This is a genomic window from Streptomyces sp. NPDC057638 (assembly GCF_042800315.1).
Classification (GTDB): domain Bacteria; phylum Actinomycetota; class Actinomycetes; order Streptomycetales; family Streptomycetaceae; genus Streptomyces.
The window spans coordinates 1-14,170 of sequence record NZ_JBHVHF010000218.1 but is presented as its reverse complement, the minus strand read 5'-3'; the positions used below and the strand labels follow the sequence as shown (position 1 = coordinate 14,170).

Here is a 14,170-nt window from a genome sequence, read left to right as displayed (position 1 = left end):
CGCCACGACCGGGCGAGGGCGGGCACGCGGCCCGTACGGACCCCACGGCGTGGGTCACGGCAGAGGCCACAGCACGGGCCACCCGGCACGGGCGGCTGAGCACCGACGAGGGCGGGCGGATGAGGGCGGACAAGGGCGGCTAGGGACGCATGACGACAGGGGCGACAGGAGCGACAGGAGCGGCGGAGCGCGGGCCCAGGGGGCCGGTCACGGAGCCAGCGGATCCGGCGGGTTCGGGAGCTTCGGCAGCTTCGAGGGATTCAGGGGACTCAGGGGACTCAGGTGATTCGGGGGAGGGAGCGGCGGTGGTGCGGCAGCGTGATCGGCGAGGGACACCCCCGCTGCGCGTCGCCGTCATCATCGGCAGCACCCGTGAGGGCCGGGTGGGGGAGTCGGTGGCCCGCTGGTTCACCGGGCGTGCCGCCGCGCACACGGATCTGGAGCTGGCGGTGATCGACCTGGTGGACCTCGGTCTCCCGGCGCGGTATCCGTCCGGGGAGACCGGACCGATGCGCGAGCTGGCCGACCGGATCGACCACGCCGAGGCGTTCGTGGTGGTCACCCCGGAGTACAACCGCTCGTACCCGGCCTCCCTCAAGCAGGCCATCGACGTCGCGTACGACGAGTGGCGGACCAAACCGGTAGCCTTCGTCAGCTATGGCCACGGCTCCCGGGGCCTGTACGCGGTGGAGCATCTGCGGACGGTCTTCACCGAGCTCCAGACGGTCACCTTGCGTGATGGCGTGAGTCTCAACCTCCTCGACCAGGGCCGGGAGGAGGACCGCGAGCGGGCCGCCGACCTCATGCTCGACCAGCTCGGCTGGTGGGGCCTCGCCCTGAGGGAGGCCCGCGCGGCGCGGCCGTACATCTCGTAGCCACCGTGCTCCCGGAGGCGCGGGGGGCTTCCGGAAGCACGGCCACGACGAGGGTCGCCCCTCGTCGCCATCACCCCGCGTCGCCGGCTATCCACCCGTATCACCCGGCAGCACGACCGCCCGGCATCGGCGGAGATTCCCCGGTGATCGGGGCGATGAGCTCTGGCCGTCATCAGGGTCGGCGCACCATGCCTCAAAACCGAACAGACGATCGAAGAAAGATTCCGAAGGAACTGGCGAATGAGTACAGAACTGGCAATCGAATCCCGGGGCCTGGTGAAGGTCTTCGGCGAGAACAGGGCCGTCGACGGCGTCGACCTCTCCGTGCCCGCGGGCACGGTCTACGGCGTCCTCGGCCCGAATGGCGCCGGGAAGACCACCACGGTCAAGATGCTGGCCACCCTGCTGCGGCCGGATGGCGGCGAGGCCCGGGTCTTCGGCAAGGACGTGCTCCGCGAGGCGGACGCCGTCCGTAGCCGCGTCAGCCTGACGGGACAGTACGCGTCGGTCGACGAGGACCTCACCGGCGTCGAGAACCTCATCCTGCTGGGCAGGCTGCTCGGTCACTCCAAGGCCGCCGCCAAGGATCGCGCCGGGCAGCTCCTCGACGCCTTCGGGCTCACCGAGGCGGCGGAGCGCCAGGTGAAGAACTACTCGGGCGGCATGAGGCGCCGTATCGATATCGCCGCCTCCATCCTCAACACCCCTGACCTGCTCTTCCTGGATGAGCCGACCACCGGTCTCGACCCCCGGAGCCGCAGCCAGGTGTGGGACATCGTGCGTGCCGTGGTCGCCCAGGGCACCACCGTGCTGCTGACCACGCAGTATCTGGACGAGGCCGATCAGCTCGCCTCCCGTATCGCCGTGATCGACCACGGCAAGGTGATAGCCGAGGGCACCAAGGGCGAGCTGAAGGCGTCGGTCGGCTCCGGCTCGGTCCATCTGCGACTGCGGGACGCGGCCCAGCGGCCCGAGGCCGAGCGGGTGCTGATCAGCGTGCTCGGGGCCGAGGTGCAGCGTGACTCCGACCCGGTCGCCCTGACCGCCCGGGTCGCTGCGGGCGCCGACGACCAGAGCGCCGAGCGCGCGGGCCGCGCCCTCTCCGAGCTGGCCCGCGCGGGGATCACCGTGGACACCTTCTCGCTGGGCCAGCCCAGCCTGGACGAGGTCTTCCTCGCTCTCACCGACCAGAGCACGAACAGCACGAACGGCACGAAGGGGCCCACCGCATGAGCACCGCCACCGCGACCACCACCCCGGACCTCAACGACAAGGAGTTGGCGGCCCCCAGGGCGGAGGACCTCGCCGCACTGCTGGTGAACAAGGAGCGCCCGCCGAAACCCAGCGCGCTCTCCGCCTCGATCACCTTCGGCTGGCGCGCCATGCTCAAGATCAAGCATGTGCCGGAACAGCTCTTCGATGTGACGGCGTTCCCGATCATGATGGTGCTGATGTACACGTACCTCTTCGGAGGCGCGCTGGCCGGTTCCACCGAGGAGTACATCCAGTTCCTGCTGCCCGGCATCCTGACCATGAGCATCGTCATGATCACGATGTATACGGGCGTGGCGGTCAACACCGATATCTCCAAGGGCGTCTTCGACCGCTTCCGCACCCTGCCGATATGGCGCCCGGCGCCGCTGATGGGCTATCTCCTCGGTGACGCCCTGCGCTATGTCCTGGCCTCGTTGGTCATGCTCACGGTCGGCATGATCATCGGTTACCGCCCGGACGGCGGTGTGGTGGGCATGCTGCTCGGTGTCGCGCTGCTGATCGTCTTCGCCTTCTCCTTCTCCTGGGTCTGGACGATGTTCGGGCTGATGCTGCGCACCGAGAAGTCCGTGATGGGCGTCAGCATGATGGTCATCTTCCCGCTGACCTTCCTGAGCAATGTCTTCGTGGACCCGAAGACGATGCCCGGCTGGCTCCAGGCGTTTGTGAACAACAGCCCGGTCACCCATCTCTCCAGCGCGGTGCGGGAGCTGATGGCGGGCGAGTGGCCCGCGGCGGACATCGCCTGGACTCTGGGATGGTCCGCGGTCTTCCTGCTGGTCTTCGGCGCGGTGACGATGCGGCTCTACAACCGCAAGTGAGCGGGGCGACGCCACGGAGACACCCCCTTGCCCCGCCCCCGTCGGCCGCGCTTCCGGGGCTCTCCCCCGGGCCGGCCCATCCGGGCTGACCCGGGGGAGAGCACCCAAGGGGGTGCCGCGGCGGGCTGGGCGGGGAGACCGGGCTTCGCCCATCCCCCCAGCTGGAGGCGGAGCGGCGGCAATACCCCTGTGAGGGTGGTTGGTTCAGCGAGATGCGGGAAAGGGGCCGATCCCCTGGCATTCGCCGATCGGGCCCACGGCCGCGCTCTCCCTTCCCTGGTCTCGCGTCCCTGACCCCGAAGACACCCTCTTGACCTTCCTCCCCGGGGAAGCTCCAGCATCGTGGGCACCGGGGCGAAGCGCTCCGGCGCGAGGAGACACAGGGAGAGGGATGGGCCAGCTGACCATCGGGGCGTTCGCCCGTGCATCACGTCTGTCGGCCAAGGCACTGCGCCGCTATGACGAACTGGGACTGTTGCGCCCCGCGAGCGTCGACCCGTACACGGGATACCGCTACTACGACGAGACACAGTTGGACCAGGCCCGGCTGGTGGCGTGGCTGCGGCGGATCGATATGCCGCTGGTGCGGGTCCAGGAGGTCCGCGATCTCTATGAGTCCGATCCCGGCCGGGCGGCGCGCGCCGTCCGTGACTACTGGGCCACGGTGGAGGCGGAGACCGCCGCCCGCCGTGATCTGGCGGTCTTCCTCGCTGACCATCTGGTACGGCTCACCGAGCCGTACCCGTACCCCGGAAGGGGCAGCGACACCATGGTTCAGCACACCGCTCTGACGATGCGCTCCGCCGCGCGGACCGACCGCGGTCTGGTCCGTGAGACCAACCAGGACGCCGCCTACGCCACCACGCGACTGCTGGCGGTCGCCGATGGATTCGGCGGGGAGGGCGGGTCCGCGAGCGCCGCGGTGATCGAGGCGCTGAAGCGGCTGGACCGCCCGGACTGGCAGCGGGCCGCGCTGGAGAACGGGCCGGGCGACCCAGGGGAGCCGGCCCCGGTGGGGGCGTCCCCCTCCGGCCGGGTGGGTGATCTGCTGAACGCGCTGGAGGACGCGGTCGATCACGCGAACACCGCCGCCGGTGAGTTCGCCGACTCCGGGAGCACCCTCACGGCGATGGTGTGGACCGGTTCCCAGCTCGCCCTCGTCCATGTCGGTGACACCCGTGCGCTGCTGCTGCGCGACGGTGAGCTGCTGCGGATCACCCGGGACCACACGGTGGCACAGGCGATGATCGACGAGGGCTCCCTCACCGAGGAGGAGGCCGCCTCGCACCCCCAGCGGACCCTGCTGGTGAAGGCGGTCGACGGTGGCATGACCGCCGCCCGGCCCGATGTGCGGCTGTGCGAGGCACGTCCGGGAGACCGCTATCTGCTCTGCTCGGACGGGTTGTCCAGGACCGTTGCCCCGGACGCGGTGCGGCGCGCGCTCACCGACGTCGCCGATCCCGACCAGGCCATCGGCGTGCTGGTGGAACTCGCCCGGAGCGCGGGCGGCCCCGACAACATCGCCTGTGTCGTGGCGGACATCGTCCCCACCTGACCCGCCCACACCCGACCGGCCGACCCCGGTCCGCCGGGGTGGTCGGCGGTTCGCGGCATGACCGCTCGCGCTGGCCGATACGCCCGCCGACCCGCCGACCCGGTGTCTGGGCCCGTACGCCCGCCGACCCGGTGCCTGGGCCCGTTGGTCCGGTGCCTCGGCCCGGTCGGGTGGATCGGCGGTCCGTACGCCCCGGGATCCCCGACGGCCCCTGTCCCACCCCGTGCCGCCCGCAGGCGGCCACCGTCCCCGTCAGAGCCGCCAGGTCACCGGCCGGGCCGGGCGGTAGGAGCAGTAGGCGCCGGTGGTGAGCGACTCGCGCAGATGGGCGGCGAGTTCGGGGTGGAGGCCCTCCAGACGGCGCAGGCTGTCGCGGATCCGGGCGGTGACCGCTTTGCGGGCGCGCTCGGCCTCGTCGCCCAGGCGCCGGGTGCGTCCACCGAGCCCGGCGGCTGTGCGCAGCTCGTCCAGGAGGGCGGCGCGCTCCCGGCTGAACTCCTCCACCCGGCGCTGGTCGTCGAGTTCGGCGGCGCGGTCTATCTCCTCGTCGAGCCGCTCCAGACGGCGCCGGTAGCGGGTCTTGGCCTCCTCGTCGAGGACCGGGTCGCCGCCGAGGCCCCGGGCGGCGACCACCACCGCGCCTCCCTCGGGGTCCAGCAGGCTCACGGCGGACAGATCATCACCGGCATGGCCCAGCAGGGTGTGGAGATCCCGCAGCCCCTTGGCGTCCGGCACATGGACCGACCGGCCCGCGAAGTCGAGCGCCCACACGGCGCCCTCCTTGCGGAACTGGGCCTCCGGGCGGCCCTGTTCACCCGCCGTCCCCTCACCCTTCAGGTGCCGGGGCGGGGTTCGGTCCACGGCCGTGGCGGGCGCGGCCGGTTCCGGCCGGGCCGCGACGGACGGGAGCGCCGGGGAACCCGGTGCTGACGGCGGAGGCACCGGCTCGGGCCCGCCGTCGCTCAGATGCGTCATCCCCAGGGACTGGGCGTCCCGCCGCACCCCGGCCACCAGATGCGCGGGCGCGCCTCCGGGGCTCCGCTCCAGCACCCGGAGGAGGGCCGCACGGGCCCGCAGTGACCAGGGACGGGCCCCGAGCCGGTCGGCGGAGTCCGCGGCGGAGGTCAGTTCGGCGACGGCGGACTCGCGATCACCGCCCGCCGCGCTCAGCAGCCCCAGCCAGAGGTCGACCGGTCCGCCGATGTCACATCCGAAGAGCGAGACGACCCACTGCCCGGAGTGGGGGGAGAGGGCGGCGCTGGCCGAGTCGATCCGGTCCCGGTCGCCGGAGGCCGCCGCCACCTGCGCCCGCAGCCGCATCGCCATCGGCTCGAAGACCCGGGGCAGCGGCTCCAGGGCGACCAGTTCGTCACTGTGCCGCAGGGCGCGCGGGGTGTCGCCCTGTTCCACGGCGGTGAGGCCCATCAGCAGATCCGGGTAGGGGTGTGCCGCGCCCGCCACCTCGGAGCTGACCCGCTCGGCGTCCGCGAACCGCCCCTGGAGCAGTGCCAGCGCCCAGACCATATGGGCGGCCATATAGCCGAACGGCGTCTGTTCGTACCCGACCGTCGTCACCTCGGACATCAGGTCGGCGGCCTCCTGGAACCGGCCCCGGAACGAGGCCACCATCGAACGGTCGATGCTCACCGACAGCTCCTGGCGGCGCAGTCCGGTGTGCCCGGCCAGGGAGGTGAAGGTACGCAACTGCTCGTAGTACCGGGGGTCGTCCAGCTCCAGCAGTGTCACCCAGCGCATCGACTGGGCGTGCAGCTCCATGCCGAGGTCCCCGGTGCGCTGGGCGACGTCGATCATCTCGTCGGTGAGCCGGAGCCGTTCCGCGGACGTCCCGAGCCCCCAGATGGTGTCGTGGCGGGCCCACAGGGCGAACGCGAGGGCGTCGTCGTCCGCGCCGTCGCGCGCGAGTTCCGTGCTGACCACGGCGAGATCCTGCGCGATCCGCTGGGGGGAGAGCCCCGTCGGATCCTCGCCGCCACCGCCGATGAGCGCCCGGTGGGCCTCGCGCAGCAGGTCGTTGTCCCGCGCCTCACGGCCGGGGTAGCTGCCGTGCCGGTGCAGAGTGATCGCGACGCGGGCCAGCAGCGCGGGGTCACGGATCTGACGGGCCAGTCTCACCGCGCGGTCGAAGGAGCGCCACGCCTCCTCGCCGTCCCCCCGGTGCCACAGTTCGGCCCCCAGGTCCAGCAGGATCATCGCCACCCTGCGGTGGTCGTCGCCCGCGATGTCGATCGCCCGCCGGTAGTGGGTGACGGCCTCCTCCTCGGCGAGTCTGCCCCCGGCGTCCCGGGCCGCGGCCAGCAGCAGTTCCACCCGGCGGTCGCGCGCCACCGCGTCCCCGGCGAGGGAGGCGTGCCGGGCCAGATCGGCCGGGAAGATCCGCTCGCCCAGCGCGGGGGTCTCGGACACGGCGCGGACCACGTCGGCGTGGAGGGCGCGGCGCCGGGGTTCGTCCAGCGCGTCATACAGGGTCTCGCGCACCAGGTCATGGGCGAAGGTGAAGGCGCCGCCCGTCCCCGTGGTCACCAGCCGGGCGGCCGTCGCCCGCTGGAGCAGCCGGTCCACATGGGGCACCGGCTGCGCGGCGGTCGCGGCGAGCAGCCGCCGGTGGAACTCCCGCCCCAGGACCGCCGCCGTCTCCAGCAGTCCGCCCACCGGCTCCGGCAGCAGCGCGAGCCGCCGCCGCACCGCCTCCCGCACCCCGGGCGCGACGGTCGTCACCGGGCCCCCGCCGCGCCAGATACGGGCGGTCTGCTCCACGAAGAAGGGATTGCCCCCGGTGCGCCGGTACACCTCGTCGACCAGGGCGGAGTCCGGATCGACCCCGGCGATCAGCGAGATCAGCGCGCCCACCTCGGTCCGCTCCAGACCGGTGAGTGTCACGGTGGCCGCCGCCCGTGAGGCCAGCGGCAGCACCAGCTCCTGAAGGGGGTGGCCGGGCGCCTCCACCTCGACGTCCCGATAGGTCCCGACCAGCAGCAGCCGTTCGAACCAGGCGTGTTGTGCCACGAAGGCCAGCAGTCTCAGCGAGGCGGGATCCGCCCAGTGCAGATCGTCGAGTACGACGACGACGGGTCGTCGCTGGGAGGCCGTGACCAGGGCGGTGGTCACGGCGTCATAGAGGGCGAAGCTCTCCTTGCCCTCCCGGACGGAGTCCCGCCCGCCGGAGCCGTCCGGCTCCTCCCCGAGCAGCACCGCCAGCAGTCCGCCCGCGCTCCGCTCCGCCTCGGCCCACTCCCCGGGCTCGATGCCGCGCCGCAGCCCCCGCAGGACCTGGACCCAGGGCCAGTACCCGGGCGCGCTGTCGGAGTCCCAGCAGGTGCCGCCGAGCACCAGCGCGCCGAGCCCCCGGGCCTCGTCGGCGGCGTCGGTCGCCAGCGAGGTCTTGCCTATCCCCGCCTCGCCCGTGACCAGCACCAGACCGCCGTGGCTGTCGGTGGCCCGGCGGATCTGGGTACGGAGGACTCCCGCGGGGTGGTCTCGCCCGATGAGTACAGGAGGGGTCATGCCTCGACCTTAGAAGGCGGCACTGACAATCGGCCCGTACGACCGGTGACCGTCCGTGCCGCCTTCCGTTCACCCCGTAGCGCCGCCGCAGGTCAGCCGGGTGGGGATCAGCCGAGGCGCAGATCCGCCATGACGGACCCCTGGGCACCGGCGACCCCGTCGGCCGCCGCGAGCATCCCGGCGAGGCCGCTGACTGAGCCGGCTGAGGACGCGCGCCCACCGGCCCGCCCCGCCTCCGCCGTGAGCAGCGCGGCGAGTTGGACGCCCGCCCGCTCGATCCGGGTGGGCAGGGTGTCGGTGAGCGGATCGCCCGTACCGCCCCAGTCCTCCGACGCCGCGTAGACGGCGGTCGGTATGACGACGGCCCGCAGATACGAGAAGAGCGGCCGGAGCGCGTGCTCCAGCACCAGCGAGTGCCGTGCGGTGCCCCCGGTCGCGCCGATCAGCACCGGCTTGCCGGTGAGCGCGTCCGGGTCGAGCAGGTCGAAGAACGACTTGAACAGCCCGCTGTAGGCGGCGGCGAAGACCGGGGTCACCGCGATCAGCGCGTCCGCCTCCGTCACCGCCTCGATGGCCTCGTCGAGCGCGGGCGGCGGGAAACCCGTCACCAGGTGGTTGGCGATGGGCACCGCCAGCTCCCGCAGTTCGATGACGCGCACCTCTATGTCCGGACCAACTGTGGCGTCCCCCGCCCCCGCCGCATGGGACGCGAGGGCCGCGCGTACGGACTCGGTGAGGCGGTCCGCGAGCAGCCGGGTCGACGACGGCACGCTCAGACCGGCGGAGAGGGCCACCAGCTTCAGGGTCATGACGTCTCCTTCGAGGTCGAGGCCGAAGCCGAGACCGCAGCCATGGCGAGCGCCGGGTCCGCGGGGGCGTTGGCGGCCGTGACGGCCGGGTGGAGGGGCGCGGAGTCCGGCACTCCGGCGGGCCGGAGGGCGGCGAACTCCTTACGGAGGACGGGGATGACCTCCTCGCCGAGGATGTCGAGCTGCTCCAGGACGGTCTTGAGCGGCAGCCCGGCGTGGTCCATCAGGAACAGCTGGCGCTGGTAGTCGCCGACACCGTCGCGGAAGCCCAGCGTCCGCTCGATGACCTGCTGCGGCGAGCCGACGGTCAGCGGGGTCTGCGCGCTGAAGTCCTCCAGCGAGGGCCCGTGGCCGTAGACCGGCGCGTTGTCGAAGTACGGGCGGAACTCCCGTACCGCGTCCTGCGAGTTCTTCCGCATGAACACATGGCCGCCGAGGCCGACGATGGCCTGCTCGGGCGTGCCGTGGCCGTAGTGGGCGAACCGCTTCCGGTAGAGCTTGACCATCTTCCGGGTGTGGGACATGGGCCAGAAGATGTTGTTGTGGAAGAAGCCGTCACCGTAGTAGGCGGCCTGTTCCGCGATCTCGGGGGAGCGGATCGAGCCGTGCCAGACGAACGGCGGCACGCCGTCCAGGGGGCGCGGGGTCGAGGTGAAGCCCTGGAGGGGCGAATGGAACTTGCCCTCCCAGTCCACCACGTCCTCCCGCCACAGCCGCCGCAGCAGCGCGTAGTTCTCGATGGCGAGCGGAATGCCCTGGCGGATGTCCTGCCCGAACCAGGGGTAGACCGGTCCGGTGTTGCCCCGCCCCATCATCAGGTCCACCCGGCCGTCGGCGAGGTGCTGGAGATAGGCGTAGTCCTCCGCGATCTTCACCGGGTCGTTGGTGGTGATCAGGGTGGTCGAGGTGGACAGGATCAGGTTCTCGGTCCGGGCCGCGATGTGCCCCAGGAGGGTCGTCGGGGACGACGGGACGAAGGGCGGGTTGTGGTGCTCACCCGTCGCGAACACGTCCAGGCCGACCTCTTCCGCCTTCATCGCGATGGCGACGGTCGCCTTGATCCGCTCGTGCTCGCTCGGCGTACGCCCGTTGGTCGGGTCGGTCGTGACGTCGCCGACGGTGAAAATGCCGAACTGCATGAGGTGCACCTCTCCGAGGTCGTTTGGTTGAATCTTGAACCAAACCCTACAACGGAGAGGGCTCCGCTATCTATTCCGGGCTCCGCCGTCGCCTACGTGACGTGCGGGAACAGCAGTCGGAAGGCGTCCGCCGAGTCCGTGCCCGCCCGGCCGAACGGCGCGTCGAAGTCCCACACCAGGAAGAGCAGGAAGGAGATCAGCACGGTGAACAGCCCCGCGACCAGCAGCTCCCGGGCCGAGCGGCCGATGTTCATGGTGAAGACCAGCCCCACGGTCACCAGTGCGCCGATGATCAGCCCGAACCAGACGACAGGGGGAAGGGTGGTGCCCGAACTCTCCGCCCGCGCGTTGCGGGCGGCGTCCGCGTAGGAGATGCGTTCCAGGAGGGGCTGGTACAGGTGCGGCTGCGCGGCGGGCGCGGCGGCCTGCTCGGTGACGCGCTGGCGCAGAGCGGTCAGCAGGTCATGGCCCCGCTGAGGAAGATCGTCGCCCTTGACCATCCGGGGCCAGTCCTCGCGTACGACGTGCGACACATAGGCGTCGACGTCCTCGCGCACCGCCGTACGCGTCTCCTGGGGAAGCGCGTCCGCGCGCTGCCTGATGTCGTAGAGCGCCTGGGCCTCGGCCTGTACGCCACCCTGTGCCGCGCCGCGCTCCTCCCAGACGCCCGCGATGGCCAGTCCCAGGACGATGGCGTAGACCACGCCGATCATCATGGTCATGTACTCCAGGACGTTCGGCGGCTCCGGAGCCGCCGCCGGGGGTCTCCCTGCTCCCCGGGCGCTCCGGCGCCGTGCGCTCACCACCGTCACGGCGAGGACGAGCGCGCACGATGCGGCCATCACCAGGGTCGGGACCAGCCAGTCGGACATGGGTGCCTCCGAGTCTTGTGCGAGAGCGGACACGGCTCAGCCCTGCCTGCGCCGGGGCCGCAGCACGGCGGCGGCGAGGACGGCCGGGGCGATGGTGACGAGGACCATCACGGTGAGAGGCATCCTCTCGGCCGAGCTTCCGGGGAGCGGTTCATAGGGGCGTACGGGGTACGCCTGCGCGGTGGGGGAGGCGCCGGGCGGCCCGGCGGGCGGCGCCGACGCGCGCTCCGTCGCCGTCCCGTCCGGGGGCTTGGGCGGCCTCGGTGCGGCGCTCATCTCGGGGGGCGCGGACCGCGACGGTACGGGAACGCGGGGAGTGGTCCGCGGCGGCTCGACGGGCTCGGGCCGGGCCGGGGGTGCCACGGGTGAGGGTGGCGGCGTCGGCGTCGGCGTGGGCGTAGGTGTGGGTGTCGGCGTCGGCGTGGGTGTCGGGCTTGGTGTGGGTGTCGGCGTGGGCGTCGGAGTCGGAGTTGGAGTTGGAGTGGGCGTCGGCGTGGGTGTCGGGCACGGGGGCTTGGTCGGCTTCGGGGGCTTGGTTGGTTTCGGGGGTTTGGTCGGCTTCGGAGGCTTCGTCGGATGGGGTGGCTTCGGTGGCTTTGTGGGCTTCGGCGGCGATACGCAGGCGCCCAGTGCCGATACCGATACCGATGCCGACGCGGTGACCGGCCGGGGCCAACCCACCACGACGGACGTGTTCACGCAGATGATCCCCGGCACCTGGACGGGCACGGAGACGGACACCTCATGGGGGAACGGTTCCTCCGTGCCCCGGCCCGTGTGTCTTCGCCCGGTGTCGGCGGGGGAGCGTCTCTCCCCGCCCGCCGAGGGCGGCGCGGACGGCCGGGCGCCCTGAGGCGGCGCGGCCGATCCGGATTCCTGGTGTGACGCGTATGCCGCGCCACTGTGGTGTGGCGCGGGCTCGCCCGCGACCACTGGTGACGCGGACACCCGCGCCGTCTCCCGTGCGGCGTCCTCCGCCGGGGTGGCTCCAGCCACCCCCTGCGAGCTCAGGATCGCCGCGATCCCCCATGCACTGACCTGTTCCCATCCCGCCACATCTGCACGTTAAAAGCACAGACACGCCTAGGGTACAAATATCACCCGAAGAGGTGAAAAAAGTTTCAGTGGCACAGCCATGTGTCCATGGTGCAACGGAACATGGCGGCACCGCACCGGTACGGAGTAGTCGAAAGCGCGCGATCTGATGGCGCGTGAGACGTTCGCGGGGTGAGTGATTCTGTGATGGCCGTACTGCTGCTGCCCCTGGTCGCCGTGGGCTCCACGACCGCCCTGGCCTTTCTCGCCACCTCCGCGCTCCGTCTCTCCAGCGCGGACCGCACCGACCCGTCCGACGAGGCGCGGTCCCTGACGCTCGCGCTCTACGGATGTGTCGTCGCGCTCGCCACCCTCATGGTCTTCGTGAGCTGTCTCTGAGCGGGTCTCCGCCGCCATGGGCCCGGGTCCGGGGGCGCGCCGCCGCACCAGCGTCCGGCTCATCAGGGTCCGCCTCGCCGTACAGGCCTGTCCCGGCGGGACGGACCACCGTGTCCGGCGGGAGGCCGCGCGACGGGGCGGCGGGGGGCGTCGCGCGGCTCCAGGGCGGCGGGTACGGCCCCGCGCGCCTCACAGCCAGCCGTTGCGGCGGAAACTGCGGTGGATCAGCACACAGGCGGTCGCCATCACGCCGAGGACGAGCGGGTAGCCGTACGTCCAGCGCAGCTCCGGCATGTGCTCGAAGTTCATCCCGTACACGCCGCACACCATCGTCGGCACGGCGATGATCGCGGCCCACGCGGTGATCTTCCGCATGTCCTCGTTCTGGGCCACGGTGACCCGGGCGAGATGGGCCTGGAGGATGGAGTCCAGGAGGGCGTCGTACGCGGCTATCTGCTCGTTCACGCGGGCGATGTGGTCGACGACGTCACGGAAGTACGGGCGCATCTCCGGTCCCACCGACGGTGAGCCGAGGGAGGCCAGCTCGCCCAGCGGCCGTTCCAGCGGGCCCACCGCGCGCCGCAGTTCGAGCAGCTCGCGCTTGAGGAGGTAGATCCGGCCCGCGTCCGCGCGGGTGCCGTGGGCGGTGAAGACGGCGTTCTCGACGTCGTCCACGTCGTTCTGGACGGCGTCGGCGACGGCGAGGTAGTCGTCCACGGTCTGGTCGGCGATGGCGTGGAGCACGGCGGCGGGGCCCTTCGCCAGCCGCTCGGGGCGCGCCTCCAGGGACTCGCGCAACGGCCCCAGGGAACCATGGGGGCCGTGCCGGACCGTGATGACGAAGTCGGGGCCCGTGAAGACCATCAGCTCCCCGGTGTCGACCACCTCGCTGGCCGACGTCAGGGTGTCGTGCTCGACATAGCGACAGGTCTTCAGGACGACGAAGAGGGTCTCGCCCTTCCGGAGCAGCTCGCCGCCGCCGTACCGCTGGACCTTGGGGCGCTGGTGGGCCTGGACCGCGTCCTCGACGGCCAGGGGGTGGAGCCCGAAGAGTTCGGCGAACACGGCGAACTCGATCTCCGTCGGCTCGTGCAGACCGATCCACACGAAGCCCCGGCCCCGCCGGCGGACCTGTCGCAGCGCTTGCGCGGGCTCGCCGTCGCAGGGCTGGCGGACCCCGTCCTCGTACACCACGCAGTTGACGACACTGCTGCCGAGCGGTGAGCGGCGGGGGTGGCTCAGGTCCACGGTGACGGAACGGTGGGCGCGCCGCATCACACGGCGCAGCTGGCGGATCATCGGCACGGCGGGGGCTCCTTCGGAGGACCGGGGCGTCAGTGTGCCACCGGCCGCGGCCTGGAGGACGGGGTTCCGCGGCGGATTCGCGAGGTCTCGTGAGAGGCCCCCGACGGGCCCGCGGCAGACCTGTCGCATGCCCACCGGCAGGGGCTGATATCCGCCCACAGGCCCGGCTCGCGCAGCCCATGCCGATCTGTCAGAGGGCTGTGCCATCATCACCTCATATGCTCACAGGCTGTAAACGCACTAACCTCAGCCGACACGGTGCTCACAACAGCCACTTTTTTCTTTCGGGGGGAAGGGAATGCTGCACCCGAGACCGGTCATCAGACCCGCGCTCTGTACCGCCGTGGTGCTGACCCTCGCCGTCCTGGCCTCGATGCTGCTGCCCCGCCCCGACCCCGCGACGGCGTCCCCCGGAGTGCCCGAACCGGGCACCAAGATGCCCACCGAGGCGAAGGTCGCCGCCGAGGCCGAGGCGACCCCCCGCCCCCGGTCGCGCGCGCGCACGGTGAGCCCCGCCGCCCTGCCCCCGCCGCCGCCACCGGTCTCCGGCACACCGGACGACGCCC

At 71.9% G+C, this 14,170-nt stretch carries 11 protein-coding genes and 1 pseudogene; 6 read left to right on the top strand and 6 right to left on the bottom strand.

All coding sequences use genetic code 11. From position 1 onward, the window contains the following. The first annotated feature begins 308 nt into the window (after positions 1–308). The 4 genes from ACFVIM_RS25015 (at position 309) to ACFVIM_RS25000 (ending at position 4,523) form a co-directional block, all read left to right on the top strand. On the top strand, positions 309–875 hold the full coding sequence (locus ACFVIM_RS25015) for an NADPH-dependent FMN reductase (RefSeq protein WP_384305316.1): 567 nt from the start codon (positions 309–311) through the stop codon (positions 873–875). A gap of 240 nt (positions 876–1,115) precedes the next feature. After that, positions 1,116–2,108 (top strand): ATP-binding cassette domain-containing protein, encoded by a 993-nt coding sequence (locus ACFVIM_RS25010; RefSeq protein WP_384305313.1) that lies wholly within the window; start codon positions 1,116–1,118, stop codon positions 2,106–2,108. Beyond that, positions 2,105–2,968 carry an ABC transporter permease gene (locus tag ACFVIM_RS25005; protein ID WP_384305311.1) on the top strand — a complete coding sequence of 288 codons (864 nt, stop codon included), beginning with the start codon at positions 2,105–2,107 and terminating at the stop codon, positions 2,966–2,968. Before ACFVIM_RS25010 ends, ACFVIM_RS25005 begins: the two co-directional genes overlap by 4 nt. 391 nt (positions 2,969–3,359) lie before the next feature. Next, on the top strand, positions 3,360–4,523 hold the full coding sequence (locus ACFVIM_RS25000) for a protein phosphatase 2C domain-containing protein (protein ID WP_384305308.1): 1,164 nt from the start codon (positions 3,360–3,362) through the stop codon (positions 4,521–4,523). 252 nt (positions 4,524–4,775) lie between these two features. On the opposite strand, the gene ACFVIM_RS24995 is transcribed toward ACFVIM_RS25000, so the two are convergent. The 5 genes from ACFVIM_RS24995 to ACFVIM_RS24975 all read right to left on the bottom strand — a co-directional run bounded on the left by ACFVIM_RS24995 (position 4,776) and on the right by ACFVIM_RS24975 (position 11,373). Further along, on the bottom strand, positions 4,776–8,045 hold the full coding sequence (locus ACFVIM_RS24995) for an ATP-binding protein (RefSeq protein ID WP_384305306.1): 3,270 nt from the start codon (positions 8,043–8,045) through the stop codon (positions 4,776–4,778). Positions 8,046–8,152: 107 nt separating this feature from the next. Further along, positions 8,153–8,854 carry an FMN reductase gene (locus tag ACFVIM_RS24990; RefSeq protein WP_384305303.1) on the bottom strand — a complete coding sequence of 234 codons (702 nt, stop codon included), beginning with the start codon at positions 8,852–8,854 and terminating at the stop codon, positions 8,153–8,155. Further along, on the bottom strand, positions 8,851–9,993 hold the full coding sequence (locus ACFVIM_RS24985; RefSeq protein ID WP_384305301.1) for an LLM class flavin-dependent oxidoreductase: 1,143 nt from the start codon (positions 9,991–9,993) through the stop codon (positions 8,851–8,853). Before ACFVIM_RS24985 ends, ACFVIM_RS24990 begins: the two co-directional genes overlap by 4 nt. A gap of 92 nt (positions 9,994–10,085) precedes the next feature. After that, positions 10,086–10,865 (bottom strand): hypothetical protein, encoded by a 780-nt coding sequence (locus tag ACFVIM_RS24980; RefSeq protein WP_384305299.1) that lies wholly within the window; start codon positions 10,863–10,865, stop codon positions 10,086–10,088. Positions 10,866–11,016: 151 nt separating this feature from the next. Further along, entirely contained in the window at positions 11,017–11,373 is a 357-nt protein-coding gene (locus ACFVIM_RS24975) for a hypothetical protein (protein WP_384305296.1), read from the bottom strand. 719 nt (positions 11,374–12,092) lie between these two features. Between ACFVIM_RS24975 and ACFVIM_RS24970 the strand changes: the two genes are divergently transcribed. After that, a complete protein-coding gene (locus ACFVIM_RS24970; protein ID WP_384305293.1) occupies positions 12,093–12,299 on the top strand; it encodes a hypothetical protein in 207 nt (68 codons plus the stop codon). Between the two features lie 189 nt (positions 12,300–12,488). Here the strand turns inward: ACFVIM_RS24970 and ACFVIM_RS24965 are convergent, their stop codons facing one another. Next, positions 12,489–13,598, bottom strand: coding sequence for a magnesium and cobalt transport protein CorA (locus tag ACFVIM_RS24965; RefSeq protein ID WP_384305319.1), 1,110 nt, complete (start codon positions 13,596–13,598; stop codon positions 12,489–12,491). Between the two features lie 304 nt (positions 13,599–13,902). Here ACFVIM_RS24965 and ACFVIM_RS24960 point away from each other — a divergent pair. Further along, positions 13,903–14,170 (top strand): annotated as a pseudogene (locus ACFVIM_RS24960) (hypothetical protein); the annotation flags it as partial.

What these genes read in the sequence shown, in the direction of transcription:
- ACFVIM_RS24965 (WP_384305319.1), bottom strand. Translation starts at nt 13,598, where the DNA reads ATGATCCGCCAGCTGCGCCGTGTGATGCGGCGCGCCCACCGTTCCGTC.
- ACFVIM_RS24995 (WP_384305306.1), bottom strand. Translation starts at nt 8,045, where the DNA reads ATGACCCCTCCTGTACTCATCGGGCGAGACCACCCCGCGGGAGTCCTC.
- ACFVIM_RS25005 (WP_384305311.1), top strand. Translation starts at nt 2,105, where the DNA reads ATGAGCACCGCCACCGCGACCACCACCCCGGACCTCAACGACAAGGAG.
- ACFVIM_RS24980 (WP_384305299.1), bottom strand. Translation starts at nt 10,865, where the DNA reads ATGTCCGACTGGCTGGTCCCGACCCTGGTGATGGCCGCATCGTGCGCG.
- ACFVIM_RS25010 (WP_384305313.1), top strand. Translation starts at nt 1,116, where the DNA reads ATGAGTACAGAACTGGCAATCGAATCCCGGGGCCTGGTGAAGGTCTTC.
- ACFVIM_RS24990 (WP_384305303.1), bottom strand. Translation starts at nt 8,854, where the DNA reads ATGACCCTGAAGCTGGTGGCCCTCTCCGCCGGTCTGAGCGTGCCGTCG.
- ACFVIM_RS24985 (WP_384305301.1), bottom strand. Translation starts at nt 9,993, where the DNA reads ATGCAGTTCGGCATTTTCACCGTCGGCGACGTCACGACCGACCCGACC.
- ACFVIM_RS25000 (WP_384305308.1), top strand. Translation starts at nt 3,360, where the DNA reads ATGGGCCAGCTGACCATCGGGGCGTTCGCCCGTGCATCACGTCTGTCG.